The following is a 16,704-nucleotide window of genomic DNA, read 5'->3' as shown; positions in this document are numbered from 1 at the left end:
CCGGGGCCCCCGCCGGGGGGGCGCGGGGGACCGCCGCCGCGCCGCCCCCCGGCCGGGGGGGCGCGGCGCGGAGGGGGCCCGGCGGCGGCAAGGGCCGTGAAGTCCGCCGCCGGGGGTCTCAGGGGTTCGTCAGCAGGCGCCGAGGTCCTTCCAGACGCCCCAGGCACCGGTCGTGCCCGGCGTCTCGTTCTGGGTCCACCACTGGGCCTTGTACTTGCGGCCGTTGTGGGAGACCTCGTTGCCCGCGTTGTAGACCGTGCCGGCCACGTACGCCGGGACCGTGCCGCAGCCCGTGGGCGGCGTCGTCGGAGGCGTGGTCGGGGGAGTCGTCGGCGGGGTCGTCGGCGGAGTGGTGGGCGGCGTGGTCGGCGGGGTGGTCGGCGGGGTCGTGGAGCCCGGCTCCACCACCGTCGTACCGCGCGCCAGGTCACCGGCGAGGGCGTACGTCGTGCCGTTGATGTTCACCGTCCAGTTGGAGGGGGTGGACACCGGCAGGTAGTAGTTGAAGGCCAGGTCGACCGAGGCGCCCGGGGCCAGCGACTGCCAGGCCGGGAGCTTCAGGGAGACGCGGTGGAAGTCGCCCTTCAGGCCGCCCACGTTGCTGCCCGTGTGGTCGCTGCGGATCACCTTCGTGCCGAAGCCCGACTGGTCGGAGGCGTTGCTCGGGGCCGAGGTCCCGTAGTCGAACTGGAACTCCGTGCCGCCCGGCAGGGCCGTCGCCGTGTTGTTGGTGATCTTGACCTTGGGGGTGATCGGGTAGTTCGAGTCGCCCAGCTTGAACTCGGTGAACTGGGTGTCGATCTTCACGGCCTGGGTCGGCAGGGCCGTGTTGGACTTCTTCGCGCCGTACGGGGAGGCGGTCTTGAACTTGTCGTACATCAGCGAGGTGAGCGTGTCACCGATCTCGTACTGGCCCTTGGTGGCGTTCCAGTCGTAGTCGCCGGCCATCTCCCAGACCATCGTGCCGCCGATGCCCTTGTTGACCACGTAGTCGGCCTTGGCGCCCACCGACTGCTCGTCCTCGGTGGAGAGGAAGACCTTCTTCTGCGCGTTCCACAGCCACGGCGCGACCAGGGTCGAGTCGTACTTGCGGACGTAGGTGCCGGTCAGGGTGGTGTTCGCCGGGAAGCCGTACTGGGTGACGTAGTCGCCGACGATCCCCTTCTCGAGGTTCTTGGCGTGCCACATCGGGTTGGAGCCGGCGGGCGACTCGACACCGTTGGTGTCCTTGTCGTGCCACAGGTTGTCGATGCCGGTGGCGCCGTCGCCGCACTTGGTCAGACCGGCTCCGGCCGGGCAGGTGGTCGCGGAGGCCTTGCCCCACAGACCGTCGGTGCCGCCCTGCACGTTCTTGTGGCCGCGGGTGTAGTAAGGCAGGCCGATGTTGATCCGGCCGGCCGGCATGGAGCCGCGGAAGTAGTGGTACGCCCAGTCGGTGTTGAGGTACCCGATGTTGCCGTACTGCGCCGAGCCGTAGACGTTGGCGGCGGCGAGCTCGCCGTCCTTGCCGTCGTCGAAGAGGGAGGCGTTGGGGCCGACGTACTCGTTCCAGGCGCCGTGCAGGTCGTAGGACATGATGTTGACGTAGTCCAGGTACTTCTGGACCTGGAACGTCTCCATGCCGCGCAGCAGGTAGCCGGAGGAGGGTGCGGCGACGGTCAGCAGGTAGTGCTTGCCGTCGGCGGCGCCCGCCACGTCCAGCTTCTCGCGCAGGGACTTCATGAGGGCCGCGTAGCCCTGGACGAGTCCGGCGCGGCGCGCGTTGGCGACCTGCCAGTCGAGCGGGTTGCCGGCGTCCTTCATGGTCGTCGGGTACTCGTAGTCGATGTCGACGCCGTTGAAGCCGTACTTCCGGATGAACTCGACGGAGGAGGCGGCGAAGGTGTCGATCCCGGCCTGGTTGACCGAACCGTCGGCGTTGGTGGCCATCGAGTAGAAGCCGCCGGAGTTGACCCGGTCGCCGTTGTCCGCGAAGTAGCCGCCGGTCTCGGCCCAGCCGCCGACCGAGATCAGCGTCTTCACGTTCGGGTGCTGCTTCTTGAACTTGTTGAGCAGGTTGAAATGGCCCTTGTAGGAGTACGCGGGGTCCATCTCGGCGCCTGCGACACCGGGCCAGGTCATCCCGGTGGCCGCGTTGTTCGGGCCGTCCGTTCCGACGGAGAGTTTGTTGTCCCCGCCGATGTGGCCGAAGGCGTAGTTGATGTGGGTGATCTTCTCCCACGGGATGTCCTTGGCCAGGTACGCGGGCTGGCCGTTCTTGCCATCGCGCCAGCCGGTGAAGTAGCCGATGACGCGGCGCTGGTGGTCCGCGCCCATCTTCTCGCGGCCCTCGGCGTCGTAGACCGAGCAGTACGGGACGTCGACGCCCGGGGTCTTGTAGAGCCCGTCGGGGCGACAGGACTCGTTGTCGGCCGCGTACGAGACGCCGCCCGAGAGGGAGCTGAGCAGAAGTGCGGCGACCGCCGCGCCGGAGGCGAGCAGCGAGGCTCTCTTCGTGGTGGGGGACAACACGATCGGTTCCTCCTGGGGAGGTGGAGAACACAACGAACAAGGGGGTGGGTCGTGTTGGGCCCGTGGGGTGCGCACCCCGCCGGGCCGTTCCTAGGAGGTGACACGGAGATTAAGAGGACTAGACCAGTGCGTCAATAGGTCTGGACCAAAGAAGATGTCTGTGGGACTCTGTGAGCCAGACCACAGGATCTCGGCCGCATCGCCCCGCGCGGGTCGTGGCACACTGGCCCTGTATCAGCAGCAGCGCACTCCGGGGTCGGTGTAATTCCGAACCGGCGGTATAGTCCGCGACCCGTCCGCAGCCAGCGGCCGGTTGACCAGGTGAGATTCCTGGACCGACGGTGAAAGTCCGGATGGGAGGCAGTGCGCGGCGGGCGACCCCCTTCAGGGGTGTGCCGGCCGTACGTCCGCTGGTCGCCGTGTCGTCACCGATCGGCGTACCCGCAGGGCGCGGCCTCGGCGCACCCTGCGAGAAGTGTCGTTCCGCTCTCTGTCGTCATCGACAGGCCCCGGAGTCCGTGCCCGAAGAGGCAGGAGGACCCGGTGGCCCAGCAGGCCGACATCACCGCCATGCGACGCGCCGTCGAGCTCGCCGCACGCGGTCTCGGCGCCACCAGCCCCAACCCCGTCGTCGGCTGCGTCGTCACCGACGCCTCCGGACACCGGGTCGGCGAAGGCTGGCACCGGCGCGCCGGAGGCCCGCACGCCGAGGTCCACGCCCTGCGCGACGCCGGCGCCCTCGCGCGCGGCGGCACCGCCTACGTCACCCTCGAACCCTGCGACCACACCGGCCGCACCGGCCCCTGTACCCAGGCCCTGATCGAGGCCGGCGTCAGCCGCGTCGTGTACGCGGTCGGCGACCCGACCCCCCAGGCCACGGGCGGCGCCGACACCCTGCGCGCCGCCGGCGTCGAGGTCGAGCGGGGCCTCCTCGCGGACGAGGCCGAGGCGGTCAACATCGCCTGGCTCACCTCCGTACGCCACGGCCGCCCCTTCGTCCGCTGGAAGTACGCCGCCACCCTCGACGGCCGGATCGCCGCCGCCGACGGCACCTCCCGCTGGATCACCTCCGCCGGGTCCCGCGCCGACGTCCACCGGCTGCGCGCCGAGGCCGACGCCGTCGTGGTCGGCTCCGGCACCGCCCGCGCCGACGACCCCCATCTGGCCGTACGAGGCATCGAGGGCGCCGTCCAGCCGCTGCGGGTCGTCGTCGACACCGAGGGTGCCGCCGTGAAGCCGGGGGCCCGGGTCCTGGACGACGCGGCCCCCACCCTCATCGCGATCGCCGAGGACGCCACCACCTCCCTCGACGACACCGACGTCGTACGCCTCCCCAGGGCCGCGCGCGGCCTCTCCGTCCCCGCCCTCCTGGACGCCCTCCACGCGCGCGGCGTCCGCTCCGTCCTCCTCGAGGGCGGCCCCACCCTCGCGGGCGCCTTCGTCGCCGCGGGCGCCGTCGACCAGGTCGTCGGCTACCTCGCCCCGGTCCTCCTCGGCGCGGGCCCCGCCGCCCTCGCCGACGCCGGAATCTCCAACATCACCGAAGCGTTGCGGCTCGACGTCACCGAGACCGCGCACATCGGATCCGACCTCCGCATCACCGCCACCCTCAAGGGAGCCTGACCGTGTTCACCGGAATCGTCGAAGAACTGGGCGAGGTCGTCGCCGTCGAGCAGCTGGAGGACGCCTCCCGCTTCCGGCTCCGCGGCCCCCTGGTCACGGAAGGCGCCCAGCACGGCGACTCCATCGCCGTCAACGGTGTCTGTCTCACGGTCGTCGAGTTCGGCGACGGGGAGTTCACCGCCGACGTCATGGCCGAGACCCTCAAGCGGTCCAGCCTCGGCGCCCTGGAGACCGGCTCCCGCGTCAACCTGGAGCGGCCCATGGCCGTCGGCGGCCGCCTCGGCGGCCACATCGTCCAGGGCCACGTGGACGGCACCGGCACGATCCTGGAGCGGACCCCCTCCGAGCACTGGGAACTCGTCAAGGTCGGCCTGCCCGCCCACCTCTCCCGGTACGTCGTCGAGAAGGGCTCCATCACGGTCGACGGCGTCAGCCTCACCGTCGTCGAGGTCTCCGACGACTGGTTCACCATCAGCCTCATCCCCACCACCCTCGACCTGACCACGCTCGGCATCAAGCAGAGCGGCGACCCGGTCAACCTCGAAGTGGACGTCATCGCCAAGTACGTCGAGCGGCTGCTCGGCCCCAACGCGGGGGAGAACGTCAAGTGAACTGGCTCAACTCCGAGGCGTTCACCCTCCTCGACCAGCGCATCATCTGGTCGGACATGGTCGGCAACATCTTCGGACTCGTCGCCCTCGCCCTCGGCTGGCGCCGATCCATGTGGACCTGGCCCGTCCAGTTCCTCGCCGGCCTCGTCCTCTTCGGAGCCTTCTACGGCCACCTCGCCGGCAGCGCCGGCAAGCAGGCCGTCGTCGTGCTCGTGGCGGTCTTCGGCTGGTGGCAGTGGCAGCGCGGCAAGGGCCGGGGCGGCGACGGCCACATCTCCGTGCGCTTCGCCACCTGGCGCGAGCGCGCCGCCATGATCGCGGCGGCCGCCGCCGGCACCGTCGCGGTCGCGCTGCTCTTCAAGGCCTTCCCCCACCTGTCCTGGGACCCCTGGCCCGACGCCTACATCTTCGTCGGCACCGTCGTCGCCATGTACGCCCAGGCGCGCGGCATGGTCGAGTTCTGGTTCGCCTGGCTGCTCGTCGACCTGGTCGGCGTCCCCCTGAACTTCGCCAACGGCTACGCCTTCTCCGGCTTCGTCTACGTCATCTACGGCGCGCTCGTCCTCTGGGGCATGCGCGACTGGTGGCTCCGGACCCGCACCACCCACCCCACCGCTCTGGAAGGAGCCCCCGCATGAGCTCCCGCCCGTCGCCCGCCGCCCTGCCGGACGCGCTCCGCGCGGCCCCTCCGAATCCCCTCTGGGACGCCACCGACCTCGCCCTCGACCCCGTCGAGCAGGCCATCCGCGACATCGCCGCCGGCCGGCCCGTCGTCGTCGTCGACGACGAGGACCGCGAGAACGAGGGAGACCTCGTCATCGCCGCCGAGAAGGCCACCCCCGAGGTCATCGCCTTCATGATGAGCGAGTGCCGCGGCCTGATCTGCGCCCCCATGGAGGGCGAGGAGCTGGAGCGCCTCGAACTCCCGCAGATGGTCGAGCACAACACCGAGTCGATGCGCACGGCCTTCACCGTCTCCGTCGACGCGTCGCCCGCCCACGGCGTCACCACCGGCATCTCCGCCGCCGACCGCGCCACCACCCTGCGGATGCTCGCGAGCGGCAGCCACGAGCCCTCCGACTTCGTGCGCCCCGGCCACATCTTCCCGCTGCGCGCCAAGCCCGGCGGCGTCCTCGCCCGCAACGGCCACACCGAGGCCGCCGTCGACCTCGCCCGTCTCGCGGGCCTCCGCCCGGCCGGCGCGATCGTCGAGATCGCCGGCGAGGACGGCGTGATGCTGCGCCTCCCCGAGCTGGTCCCCTTCGCCCGCAAGCACGGCCTCACGATCATCTCCATCGAGGACCTGATCGCCTACCGGCGCTCCGCCGAACCGACCGTCCGCCGCGAGGCCGAGGTCCAGCTCCCCACCGCGCACGGCGACTTCACCGCGTACGGCTACCGCTCCACCGTCGACGGCGTCGAGCACGTCGCCCTCGTCCACGGCCGGATCGGCGACGGCGAGGACCTCCTGGTCCGGGTCCACTCCGAGTGCCTCACCGGCGACATCTTCCACTCGCTGCGCTGCGACTGCGGCCCCCAGCTCCAGGCCTCCATGGACCGCATCACCGAGGCGGGACGCGGTGTCGTCGTCTACCTCCGCGGCCACGAGGGCCGCGGCATCGGCCTGCTGTCCAAGCTCCGCGCGTACGAACTCCAGGAGCGCGGCCGCGACACCCTCGACGCCAACCTGGAACTCGGCCTGCCGGCCGACGCCCGCGACTACGCGGCCGGCGCGCAGATCCTCGCCGACCTCGGCGTCCGGAGCCTGCGCCTGATGACCAACAACCCCGACAAGATCGACGCCCTGACCCGGCACGGCCTCACCGTCCAGGGCCGCGAGCCGATGCCCGTCACGGCCGGCGAGCACAACCTCCGCTACCTGCGCACCAAGCGGGACCGGATGGGCCACGACCTGCCCTGGCTGGACGGCTCACCGGCCTCCACCTGCGGCAACCAGTAACCACGTACGTATCCACCGGCAAGGAGAATCATGAGCGGCAAGGGCGCACCCGTCCTCAGCGTGAAGAACTGCGGCGACCTGCGGGTCGCGGTCATCGCGGCCCAGTGGCACGAGAAGATCATGGACGGCCTCGTCGACGGCGCCCTGCGCGCCCTCAGCGAGCTCGGCATCGACGAGCCGACCCTGCTCCGCGTCCCCGGCAGCTTCGAGCTCCCGGTCGTGGCGAAGGTCCTCGCCGGGCGCGGCTACGATGCCATCGTGGCGCTCGGCGTCGTCATCCGCGGCGGAACGCCGCACTTCGAGTACGTGTGCCAGGGCGTCACCCACGGCCTCACCCAGGTCTCGATCGACACCGGCGTACCCGTCGGATTCGGCGTCCTCACCGTCGACAACGAGGAGCAGGCGCTCGACCGGGCCGGCCTCGAGGGCTCCAGCGAGGACAAGGGCCACGAGGCCGTCACCGCCGCCGTCGCGACCGCCACCACACTGCGTACCGTCAGCGAACCCTGGCGCTGAGTACGCGATCCTCACCCCGTACTCTTAGGACCATCATGGCGAACGGAACCCGCAAAACCTTCGAAGAGCTCTTCGCCGAGCTCAAGCTCAAGGCCGAGACCGGCGACCCGGCCACCTCCCGCACCGCGGAGCTGGTGGACAAGGGCGTCCATGCCATCGGCAAGAAGGTCGTCGAAGAGGCCGCCGAGGTCTGGATGGCCGCCGAGTACGAGGGCAAGGAAGCGGCCGCCGAGGAGATCTCGCAGCTGCTGTACCACGTCCAGGTGATGATGGTCGCCCGCGGGATCTCGCTCGACGACGTCTACGCCCACCTCTGAGCACCACCGTCCCCGACCCCCGAAACTCCCAGGCAAAGGAAGCTCACCCCATGCTGCGCATCGCCGTTCCCAACAAGGGTTCCCTCTCCGGACCTGCGTCGGCAATGCTCCATGAGGCCGGCTACCGGCAGCGCAAGGAGTCCAAGGAGCTCGTGGTCATCGACCCCGACAACGAGGTCGAGTTCTTCTACCTGCGCCCGAAGGACATCGCGATCTACGTCGCCTCCGGGAAGCTGGACATCGGCATCACCGGCCGTGACCTGCTCCTCGACTCCGGCGCCAGCGCCGAGGAGATCCTCGCGCTGAACTTCGGCCGCTCCACCTTCCGGTACGCCACCCGCCCGGGCACGGCGCAGGGCCCGGAGGACTTCGGCGGCATGACGATCGCCACCTCCTACGAGGGCATCGTCGCCAAGCACCTCGCGGACCTCGGCATCGACGCCTCCGTCGTGCACCTCGACGGCGCCGTCGAGACCGCGATCCAGCTGGGCGTCGCCCAGGTCATCGCGGACGTCGTGGAGACCGGAACCAGCCTGCGCAACGCCGGTCTGGAGGTCATCGGCGAGCCGATCCTGACCTCCGAGGCCGTCGTGGTCCGCCGCCACGGCGCCGCCGAGGACCACCCGCAGGTCCAGCAGTTCCTCCGCCGCCTCCAGGGCGTCCTCGTCGCCCGCTCGTACGTGATGATGGACTACGACTGCCGCGCCGAGCACCTGGAGCAGGCCGTCGCCCTCACCCCGGGCCTGGAGTCGCCGACCATCTCCCCGCTGCACAACGAGGGCTGGGTCGCGGTCCGCGCGATGGTCCCCGCCAAGGAGGCGCAGCGGATCATGGACGACCTGTACGAGATCGGCGCGCGCGCCATCCTCACCACCGCCATCCACGCCTGCCGCCTCTGACGGCCCGGACCGTCCGCACCGAAGGCCCCGAGGAACCACCGATGTCCCACACCCCGACGCCCGCCCTGCCGGTCACCTTCCGTCCCGGGCGCACCCGGGCCGTCCTGCTGACCGCGGGTCTCGTGATGTTCGCCGTCATCACGCTCGTCGCGCTCATGCTGGAGCGGCTGGGACCGGGGGAGCGCGTCAGCTTCGTCTTCACCGCCGCGCTGCTCCTCGGGATCCTCGTCCTGCTGAGCCGCCCCAAGGTCGTCGCCGACGACGAGGGCGTCACGGTCGTCAACATCACCCGGACCCGGCGTCTCGCCTGGGCGGAGATCCTCAAGGTCAACCTCCGCCCCGGCGATCCCTGGGTCTTCCTCGACCTGAGCGACGGCACCAGCCTGCCCGTGCTGGGCATCCAGCCCGGCATCGCCAAGGAGTCGGCCATCCGGGACGCCCGCGCCCTGCGGGCCCTGGCCGACAGCCACGGCACGGGAGCGGACCGGGCCGCCTGAACCCGGTCGCGGACCCCGGGCCGTCCCCCATCCGGGGCCGACCCCCTGCCCTTCGGGGCCTTCGCGTGACTACTCTGGAGGCGGTGGTGCCGAGCGGCACCACCGCCTCGCGTGTGCAGGGCCGCCGACGCGGCCCGCGGGGCCACCCTTCGACCCGAGGAGTGACTCCCTCCAGCAATGGACGGATCGTCCGGTAGTACCTGCGCCGCCCCCTCACCGGAGGCGGCGGCATGATCGTCTCCCTCCTGCTGCTCGTCGCGGCCTTCGTCCTCATCCTCGCCAACGGCTTCTTCGTCGCCGCCGAGTTCGGTCTCGTGACCGTCGAACGCGCCGAGGCCGAGCGGGCCGCGGCCGCCGGCGACCGGCGCGCCCGCACCGTCGTCACCGCCCTGCGCGAGCTGTCCTTCCAGCTCTCCGGCACCCAGCTGGGCATCACCCTCACCTCCCTCGTCGTCGGCATGCTCGCCGAGCCCGCGCTCGCCGGACTGCTGAACGGACCGCTCACCGCGACCGGACTGCCCGAAGGAGCGGTCTCCGGGATCTCGGTGGTGATCGGGATGCTGCTCGCCTCCGCCGTCCAGATGGTGGTCGGCGAGCTCGTACCGAAGAACTGGGCGGTCTCCCGGCCGCTCCAGGTGGCCCGCTTCGTCGCCACCCCGCAGCGCCACTTCTCCACGCTGTTCCGGCCGGTGATCTCCCTGCTCAACCGGGTCGCCAACCGTCTCGTACGGCTCCTGGGCGTCGAGCCCACCGAGGAACTCGACTCCGTCCGCACCCCCGGCGAGCTGGTCTCCCTGGCCCGGCACTCGGCGCTGGCCGGTGCCCTCGAACAGGACACCGCGGACCTCTTCGTACGGACCCTGTCCCTCGGCGGTCTCACCGCCGAGCAGGTCATGACCCCGCGCGTGAAGGTCAGCGCCCTCCAGTGGGACGCCACCGCGGCCGACGTCCTCAACCTCACCCGGGCCACCGGCCTCTCGCGCTTCCCGGTCTACCGCGACCGCATCGACGAGATCGTCGGCATGGTCCACCTCAAGGACGCGCTCGGCGTCGCCCCGCACGCCCGGCTGCGCACCCGCGTGGGCCGGATCGCGGTCCCCCCGCTCCTCGTGCCCGAGTCGCTGCCCGCCCAGGCCCTGCTGGAGCGGCTGCGCAGGGAGCAGCCGATCGCGGTGGTCGTCGACGAGTACGGCGGCACGGCCGGTGTCGTCACCCTGGAGGACATCGTCGAGGAGCTCGTCGGCGAGGTCCGCGACGAGCACGACACGGTGGCCGACGGCCGGCCCGAACTGGCCCCCGCTCCCGCCGAGGACGGCCGGCCCGCCTGGGAGGCCGACGGCTCCTGCCGGGTCCACACCCTGCGCCGGATAGGCCTCGACGTGCCGGACGGTCCGTACGAGACCGTCGCCGGGCTTGTCGCCGATCTCCTCGGGCGTATCCCCGCCCCGGGAGACCGGGCCGAACTCCCCGGCTGGCGGCTCTCGGTGCGCCAGGTCGACCGCTACCGCGCCGAGCGCGTACGGATCGTCCAGACGGACCCGGCGGCAGCGTCGCCGGCCCCCGCGGCCAAGCAGCCGGTCCCCGCCGCCGCGTCTCCGGTCCCCGTGGTGGCGGAGGCGGCCCGATGAGCACCCTTCCGCTCCTCTTCGCCGTCCTGCTCGTGCTGGCCAACGGTTTCTTCGTCGGCGCCGAGTTCGCCCTCGTCTCCGTCCGCCGCAGCCAGATCGAACCGCTCGGCGGCGCCCGTGCCAAGCAGGTCCTGCACGGACTGGAGAACCTCCCGCAGATGATGGCGGCCGCCCAGTTCGGCATCACCGTCTGCTCCCTGACGCTCGGCGCCGTCGCCGAGCCGACCGTCGCCCGGCTCCTCGAACCCGTCTTCCACACGGTCGGCGTCCCGGAGGCGCTGATCCACCCGCTCGGCTACGTCATCGCCCTGGCCGCGGTCGTCTTCCTCCACCTCGTCATCGGCGAGATGGTCCCGAAGAACCTGGCGATGGCCGCGCCCGAGCGGACCGCGCTCTGGCTCGCCCCCGGCCTGGTCGGCTTCGCCCGGCTGTGCCGTCCGGTGACGGCCGCCCTGGGCGCCTGTGCCCGGCTGGTCCTGCGGGCGTTCAAGGTCGAGCCGAAGGACGAGGTGGAGGCGGTCTTCACCAGCGCCCAGCTCGGCCGGCTCGTCGAGGACGCCGGCCAGGCGGGCCTGCTCGACCCGGCCGAGCAGGAGCGCCTGGAGGACGCCCTCGAACTGGGCACCCGCCCGGTGACGGACGTCCTCATCGACCGGTCCTCCCTGGTCACCGTCGCGCCGACGGTCACCCCGCGCGAGATCGAGGAGCTGACCGTACGCACCGGGTACTCGCGCTTCCCGGTCCGGGCCGAGGCGGGCACCGCCTTCATGGGCTTCGTGCACGTGAAGGACGTCCTCGACCTGGAGGAGCGGGAGCGGGCGGTGCCGCAGCAGCTCTGGCGGCCGATGGCGACGGTCCGCGCCGAGCTGCCCCTCGACGACGCCCTCACCGTGATGCGCCGCGCCGCCACCCATCTGGCGCAGGTCGCGGACGGCTCGGGCCGGGTGCTCGGCCTGGTCGCCCTGGAGGACGTCCTGGAGACGCTGGTGGGCGAGGTCCGCGACCCCGCGCACCGGATGCGGACCGGCTCGGTCCAGGACTCGGTGCCGGTCTAGGGCCGGTCCTGGGCCGGATTCAGAGGCCGGTTCTGGGCCGGATCGGGAGGCCTGTCCGGGGCCGGTGCGGAGGCCTTGTCCGCGCGGGGACCGCCGGGCGGGCCTCAGTACCCCGGAGGCTCCTGCTGAGGGCCGCGGTCGACCGGACCGCGGCCCGACAGGACCTCGCCGTACGCCTGCATGAGGTCGGCGAGCCGGAGGGTCGCGAGGTCGTTCCGGGTCGGGGTGCTGGCGTACCCGGAGAGCCGCAGATCCCGGTAGGCGCAGGACTTCTCGTACAGGGTGCGCAGGAAGCGGCCGTTGCCCAGCTCGTCGATCCAGCCCTGCTCGACGACGTGCCCGCTGATCGAGCGCAGCTCGTCGAGGGCCTCGTCGTCCCAGCCGTCGCCGTTGGCCGCCGCCAGCACCTCGCCGATGGCGGTGAGCTCCAGAGGCCGGTACGAGGGGAAGTCGACCCGGGTGGTGAACCGGGAGGAGAGTCCGGGGTTGGTGCTGAGCAGCCGGTCCATGCCCTCGGGGTAGCCGGCCAGGATGACCACGAGGTGGTCGCGGTTGTCCTCGGCCCGCTTGAGGAGGACCTGGAGGGCCTCGTCCCCGTAGGCGTCGCCCTTGCTGTAGCCGGTGTTGGAGAGCGCGTACGCCTCGTCCACGAAGAGCACCCCGCCGACCGCCGAGTCGATCAGTTCGTTGGCCTTGACCGCGGTCTGCCCGAGGAACTCGCCCACCAGATCGGCCCGCTGGGCCTCCACGAGGTGGTCGCCGCCGAGCAGCCCGAGGGCGTAGAAGACCCGGCCGAGGATGCGGGCGACCGTGGTCTTCCCGGTGCCCGAGGGCCCGGAGAAGACGAAGTGGCGTTTGGGCGGCTGGACCGGGAGGCCCTGCCCGGCACGGAGGCGCGCCATCTCCAGCTGCGCCGACAACGCCTTGACCTGCCGTTTCACCGGCTCCAGGCCGACCATGCCCTCCAGTTCGGCGAGCGCCTCCGCGAGCAGTACGGGATCGCTGGGCCCTTCCGGGAAGCGCGGCGGCACCGGCTGGGAGGGCAGCGGAGCCTTCTGCCGGACGGTCTCGGGCGGTGCGGCCGGGGCCACCGGCGGTACGGGTTCGGGTGCGAGCCGCAGCCCGTCGCCCAGCGGGCCGCCGGGTTCGGGGTCGGCGCCCGGCGCGGAGTCCACCGCGTCCTGGCCGAGACCGCCGCCGAGCGTGCCCAGGGCCACCGTCGCGAGCCCGGCCGGGTCGTCCACGCCGTCGTACCCCTCGAAACCGTCGTACTCGGCGATCGCCGCGAGCCGCGCCGCCGTGTCCATGAACGTGGGGTCGATCCGGTGCACGGCCCGGTAGAGGGGGAGCGCGGCCGCGCTGCGTCCGGTGCCCTCGTGGGCGCGGGCGAGCCAGTAGCGCAGCTCCTTGCGCTGGGGCTGCTCGCTGCGACAGCGCATCAGCGAGGCCGAGAGCAGCGGCTCGGCCTGCCCGTACATCTCCAGACGGACCCGGGCCATCCCGCCGAAGAGCCCGGCCTCGATGCCGAGGAGCGGGTCGTCGACGAGGGTCTCGGTGTGCCGGACCAGCTGGTCCCAGTCCTTGACGAGATAGGCGCGGCAGGCGTGCAGGAAGCGCACCTGGGGATCGGTGTCGACCGGGGGGAGCCCCGCGAGCGCCCGGTCGAGCTCGGGTACGTGACGGCCGTCGAGCCAGTGGGAGGCGTGCGCGAGCAGCAGGTCGCGCGAGCTCTCCAGGACCGGCTGCACCCACCAGCCCAGCCAGTACCAGGAGTTGAGGGTGCGCCGGTACCGGGCCCGCTGCTCGCCGAAGCGGTCGCGGTTGCGGTACATGCGCAGCAGCGCGGTCGTGGTGTCGACCCGGAGCGCGTGCAGCCCGAGCCAGGCGTCCGCCATCCCGGGGTCGATCCGTACCGCCGTCCGGAACTCGTCCTCCGCCTGCGGATAGGCGCCCATCGTGTAGGCGTCGACTCCGCGCAGCCAGGCGAGTTCGGCCGGGGACTGCGCGCCCTGCGTGCCGATGTCCATCGGGTCCCCCACAACCGTCTTCGCATGGACGGGATTTGACCGCACCTGGGGGCATCGTACCTGCGCAGGGGGTGCGCGCTTAAGGAGAAGCGCCTGATCCGGAAGCGGTCACCCTGGGTGAGCGACAGGGGCCGCGAAGGGCCCCGAGGGGGCCGTCAGGGGCAGAACGAAGCCCCCGATCACGGGGGAACAACCGGGGGCTTCGTGTCCGCGGCAGCTCCGAAAAGCCGCACATTCAGAACGTAAGACCTGTACGCCCCTTGGGTCAAGCGGAGTTGAGGTACTTGCGGAAGCGGACTTTCGGCCCCTCAGTTCACGGACATGAAGCCGTCACGGTGCGTGATGATCTGGTCCGCGCCCGCTGTCACACCCGGCCCCGGGAGCCATTCGTACCCCTCTTCGCACTCCCGTACCAGGGTGTCAGCGAAGGGCCGCGAGGGGTCCTCGGTGAAATGGCGAGTCTCCGCCACGGTCCAGCCGTCCCAGAACGCGGCCTGGTCCGGACCGTCCCGACGGCGGCCCCGCTCCCAGGACGGCTCCGCTCCGCGCTCCATCCACAGCAGCCACGCGAGGAACGGCCGCACCGACGCCCGGCCGGCGCCGACGCCCTCGACGAGGACGACCGGGGACGGGGGGAGCGTCCGCGCCTCGCCGAAGCGCCGCAGTCGCCAGTCGTACGGGCGGTACGACGCCGCCTCGCCCCGCGCGAGGGGATCGAGGACCTGCTCCCTCAGCCGGCCGGTCCACTCGAAGAGCTCCTCGTGCGTGGCGAGGTCGTCGAGACGGAGGACGGGGGCGTCGCCGAGCGCCGTCGAGAGCCGGGCCGCGAGGGTGGACTTGCCGGAGCCCGCGTGCCCGTCGACCGCGACGAGCCGGACCGGCCCGCAGGAGGGCCGCAGCCGGAGCAGCGCGTGGGCCGCGCGGTCGAGGTCGTTCATGGGGTCAGGGTAGGGGAGCGGGGGACCGTCGCAGGTCAGCGAGGTACCGCCGTCACCGGTCGAGACCAATATTGGTCGGGCGACGCGGGGGCGAAGTGCTGGCGGAGGCCGGTCGGGAGCCGCGATAGTGGGGCGGCGCGGGCCGTACGGCTCGGCGGCCGGGCGGTGCGGCGGCCCGGATCTCCGGCTGCCCGGACGTCTCCCGTTCGCGGGGCCGCCGGTAGGCACGCGTGCCCGCCCACCGCAGTACGGCCCGATCTCGTCCGGCGCTCCGCACCCCTGCACGCGCGCGTGCCGCCCGCTCGTCCTCAGGTCCGTACGCCCACCGTTCTCGACTGGGGGTCACCGTCCATGACCAGCTCCTCCACCCCGCGCAGAACCCTCCTCGCCGCGGCCCTCGCCGCCGCCGGCACGGCCGCCACCGCCGCTCCCGCCGCGGCCGCCCCGTCCGGATGCGCCGCCGACTGCGACCCCGCCGCCCCGGCCGGGGCGCGGGCCGACGGCGCGGAGCGCGGCCACGCACCCGCGCCCGGACTCGTCGACAACCGCTTCTGGTCCTCGTACACGGACTGGAGGTGCGGCACGGCGGCCGGTACGAAGGCGGTCGCCGGCCTCCGCCCCGGCCTGGTCCTCGCCACCCCCGCCGGACGCACCGAGTACGCCGACCCGCACACCGGGCGCACCTCCGCCTGGGAGTACGCGAGCTGGACCTCGCCCGCACACACCCCGGCCGTGCCCGCCACCGAGGTCATCGCCTCCTGGAACGCCCACACCCCGCCCGGCACCTGGCTCCAGGTCGAACTGTCCGGGCGCTACAGCGACGCCACCGCCACCCCCTGGTACGTCCTCGGACGCTGGGCCTCCGGCGACGGCGACATCCACCGCACCTCGGTCGACGACCAGACCGACGGCAGGAGCACCGTCTGGACCGACACCTTCGCGATCGACGACGTGGCGAGCGGGCTGCGGCTGACCTCGTACCGGCTGCGCCTCACGCTGTACCGCACCCCGGGAAGCCGTCTCACCCCCACGGTGTGGCGCCTCGGCGCGATGGCCTCCGACGTCCCCGACCGCTTCACGGTCCCGGCCTCCGCACCGGGCCTCGCCCGCGAGCTGACCGTGCCGCGCTACTCGCAGAACACCCATGTCGGGCAGTACCCCGAGTACGACAACGGCGGAGAGGCCTGGTGCAGCCCGACCTCCTCCCAGATGATCGTCGAGTACTGGGGCCGCCGTCCGTCCCCGGCCGAGCTGGCCTGGGTGAACCCGGCCTTCGACGACCCCCAGGTCTGCCACGCGGCCCGCCACACCTACGACCACCAGTACCGGGGCTGCGGCAACTGGCCCTTCAACGCCGCCTACGCGGCCACGTACCCCGACATGAACGCCGTGGTCACCCGGCTGCGCTCGCTCACCGAGCTGGAGAGCCTGATCCGGGCCGGCATCCCGGCCATAACGTCCCAGTCCTTCCTCAAGGAGGAACTGACCGGCGCCGGGTACGGGACCTCGGGCCACCTCATGACCGTCATCGGCTTCACGGCGACCGGCGACGTCATCGCCAACGACCCCGCCTCGCCCAGCAACGAGGCCGTCCGCCGGGTCTACCGGCGGCGCGAGTGGGAGAACATCTGGCTCCGCACCAAGCGGTACAACGCGAGCGGCAAAGTGGTGTCCGGCACAGGAGGGGTCTGCTACCTGTACTTCCCCGAACGTCTCTCGGCCGCGCAGCGCAAGGCCCTCGCCGCCCTCGGCGTCGTCTGACACGGCGGCGCGGCCCCGGCGGACGTGACCGACGTCCTACTCCGGGGCCGCGCCCGTGCCGCAAGGTGGTCGCCATGACCTCCGCCTCCACCACCGCGACCCGACTCCTCCTGCGCGCCCGGACGGGCGGCCCGAAGGACGACCGGGGACCCAAGCTCCTGGAGCACGTCCTCGGCTGGACGCTGGTCGTCCTGCTGTCCGTGCTCGTCACCCGCGCGGGCCTCATGTGACGCCGGGGGCCGTGTGCCCCCCCCGGCGTCCGTGGGCCCGGCGTCGGCTTCGGCCCGGCGCCCGTGCGATGCCCGGCGTCCGCTTCGGCCCGGCCTCCGTGTGATCGACCGGCATCCGTGCGATCCGCCGA

The 16,704-nt window shown here is 72.2% G+C and carries 15 protein-coding genes and 1 riboswitch; of the genes, 12 read left to right on the top strand and 3 right to left on the bottom strand.

Features of this window, described 5'->3' with window-relative positions:
- Positions 1–129: 129 nt before the first annotated feature.
- Positions 130–2,511, bottom strand: coding sequence for a chitinase C-terminal domain-containing protein (locus tag ABT129_RS35830; RefSeq protein WP_351910060.1), 2,382 nt, complete (start codon positions 2,509–2,511; stop codon positions 130–132).
- 241 nt (positions 2,512–2,752) lie between these two features.
- A riboswitch (FMN riboswitch) is annotated at positions 2,753–2,882 on the top strand.
- Between the two features lie 172 nt (positions 2,883–3,054).
- Here ABT129_RS35830 and ribD point away from each other — a divergent pair.
- From ribD to ABT129_RS35780, 10 genes are all read left to right on the top strand, one after another.
- Positions 3,055–4,134, top strand: coding sequence for a bifunctional diaminohydroxyphosphoribosylaminopyrimidine deaminase/5-amino-6-(5-phosphoribosylamino)uracil reductase RibD (gene ribD, locus ABT129_RS35825; protein WP_351910058.1), 1,080 nt, complete (start codon positions 3,055–3,057; stop codon positions 4,132–4,134).
- Positions 4,135–4,136: 2 nt separating this feature from the next.
- A complete protein-coding gene (locus tag ABT129_RS35820; RefSeq protein WP_351910056.1) occupies positions 4,137–4,745 on the top strand; it encodes a riboflavin synthase in 609 nt (202 codons plus the stop codon).
- Positions 4,742–5,383: a nicotinamide mononucleotide transporter family protein gene (locus ABT129_RS35815; RefSeq protein ID WP_351910054.1), complete on the top strand. Its 642-nt coding sequence runs from the start codon at positions 4,742–4,744 to the stop codon at positions 5,381–5,383. The genes ABT129_RS35820 and ABT129_RS35815 overlap by 4 nt, the downstream gene beginning before the upstream one ends.
- The gene (locus ABT129_RS35810; protein ID WP_351910052.1) at positions 5,380–6,705 is read left to right on the top strand and encodes a bifunctional 3,4-dihydroxy-2-butanone-4-phosphate synthase/GTP cyclohydrolase II; all 1,326 of its coding nucleotides are present in this window, start codon (positions 5,380–5,382) and stop codon (positions 6,703–6,705) included. Before ABT129_RS35815 ends, ABT129_RS35810 begins: the two co-directional genes overlap by 4 nt.
- Before the next feature lie 30 nt (positions 6,706–6,735).
- Positions 6,736–7,221, top strand: a complete 486-nt coding sequence (ribH, locus tag ABT129_RS35805) for a 6,7-dimethyl-8-ribityllumazine synthase (RefSeq protein WP_024760819.1) — start codon at positions 6,736–6,738, stop codon at positions 7,219–7,221.
- A gap of 35 nt (positions 7,222–7,256) precedes the next feature.
- The gene (locus ABT129_RS35800; protein ID WP_030316370.1) at positions 7,257–7,538 is read left to right on the top strand and encodes a phosphoribosyl-ATP diphosphatase; all 282 of its coding nucleotides are present in this window, start codon (positions 7,257–7,259) and stop codon (positions 7,536–7,538) included.
- A gap of 50 nt (positions 7,539–7,588) precedes the next feature.
- Positions 7,589–8,437, top strand: coding sequence for an ATP phosphoribosyltransferase (gene hisG, locus ABT129_RS35795; protein WP_351910050.1), 849 nt, complete (start codon positions 7,589–7,591; stop codon positions 8,435–8,437).
- Between the two features lie 41 nt (positions 8,438–8,478).
- Entirely contained in the window at positions 8,479–8,934 is a 456-nt protein-coding gene (locus ABT129_RS35790; protein ID WP_351910048.1) for a PH domain-containing protein, read from the top strand.
- A gap of 230 nt (positions 8,935–9,164) precedes the next feature.
- Positions 9,165–10,562 carry a hemolysin family protein gene (locus tag ABT129_RS35785; RefSeq protein WP_351910046.1) on the top strand — a complete coding sequence of 466 codons (1,398 nt, stop codon included), beginning with the start codon at positions 9,165–9,167 and terminating at the stop codon, positions 10,560–10,562.
- On the top strand, positions 10,559–11,617 hold the full coding sequence (locus tag ABT129_RS35780) for a hemolysin family protein (protein WP_351910044.1): 1,059 nt from the start codon (positions 10,559–10,561) through the stop codon (positions 11,615–11,617). The genes ABT129_RS35785 and ABT129_RS35780 overlap by 4 nt, the downstream gene beginning before the upstream one ends.
- Before the next feature lie 104 nt (positions 11,618–11,721).
- On the opposite strand, the gene ABT129_RS35775 is transcribed toward ABT129_RS35780, so the two are convergent.
- Positions 11,722–13,644: an AAA family ATPase gene (locus ABT129_RS35775; RefSeq protein WP_351910042.1), complete on the bottom strand. Its 1,923-nt coding sequence runs from the start codon at positions 13,642–13,644 to the stop codon at positions 11,722–11,724.
- Between the two features lie 308 nt (positions 13,645–13,952).
- The gene (locus ABT129_RS35770) at positions 13,953–14,582 is read right to left on the bottom strand and encodes a uridine kinase family protein (RefSeq protein WP_351910040.1); all 630 of its coding nucleotides are present in this window, start codon (positions 14,580–14,582) and stop codon (positions 13,953–13,955) included.
- A 351-nt stretch (positions 14,583–14,933) separates the two neighbouring features.
- On the opposite strand from ABT129_RS35770, the gene ABT129_RS35765 reads away from it, so the two are divergent.
- Positions 14,934–16,343, top strand: a complete 1,410-nt coding sequence (locus ABT129_RS35765) for a C39 family peptidase (protein WP_351910038.1) — start codon at positions 14,934–14,936, stop codon at positions 16,341–16,343.
- A 74-nt stretch (positions 16,344–16,417) separates the two neighbouring features.
- Positions 16,418–16,573 (top strand): SCO1431 family membrane protein, encoded by a 156-nt coding sequence (locus ABT129_RS35760; protein ID WP_351910036.1) that lies wholly within the window; start codon positions 16,418–16,420, stop codon positions 16,571–16,573.
- Positions 16,574–16,704: the final 131 nt, after the last annotated feature.

This window comes from Streptomyces sp. NPDC002057, from assembly GCF_040296665.1.
Taxonomy (GTDB): Bacteria; Actinomycetota; Actinomycetes; order Streptomycetales; family Streptomycetaceae; genus Streptomyces.
This window is presented reverse-complemented; position numbering and strand designations above follow the sequence as displayed.

Excerpts from the sequence above, each read along its gene's own strand:
- ABT129_RS35785 (WP_351910046.1), top strand. The coding sequence starts at position 9,165 with ATGATCGTCTCCCTCCTGCTGCTCGTCGCGGCCTTCGTCCTCATCCTC.
- ABT129_RS35760 (WP_351910036.1), top strand. The coding sequence starts at position 16,418 with ATGACCTCCGCCTCCACCACCGCGACCCGACTCCTCCTGCGCGCCCGG.
- ABT129_RS35790 (WP_351910048.1), top strand. The coding sequence starts at position 8,479 with ATGTCCCACACCCCGACGCCCGCCCTGCCGGTCACCTTCCGTCCCGGG.
- ABT129_RS35780 (WP_351910044.1), top strand. The coding sequence starts at position 10,559 with ATGAGCACCCTTCCGCTCCTCTTCGCCGTCCTGCTCGTGCTGGCCAAC.
- ribH (WP_024760819.1), top strand. The coding sequence starts at position 6,736 with ATGAGCGGCAAGGGCGCACCCGTCCTCAGCGTGAAGAACTGCGGCGAC.
- ABT129_RS35775 (WP_351910042.1), bottom strand. The coding sequence starts at position 13,644 with ATGGACATCGGCACGCAGGGCGCGCAGTCCCCGGCCGAACTCGCCTGG.
- ABT129_RS35800 (WP_030316370.1), top strand. The coding sequence starts at position 7,257 with ATGGCGAACGGAACCCGCAAAACCTTCGAAGAGCTCTTCGCCGAGCTC.
- ABT129_RS35810 (WP_351910052.1), top strand. The coding sequence starts at position 5,380 with ATGAGCTCCCGCCCGTCGCCCGCCGCCCTGCCGGACGCGCTCCGCGCG.
- ABT129_RS35765 (WP_351910038.1), top strand. The coding sequence starts at position 14,934 with ATGACCAGCTCCTCCACCCCGCGCAGAACCCTCCTCGCCGCGGCCCTC.
- ABT129_RS35770 (WP_351910040.1), bottom strand. The coding sequence starts at position 14,582 with ATGAACGACCTCGACCGCGCGGCCCACGCGCTGCTCCGGCTGCGGCCC.
- hisG (WP_351910050.1), top strand. The coding sequence starts at position 7,589 with ATGCTGCGCATCGCCGTTCCCAACAAGGGTTCCCTCTCCGGACCTGCG.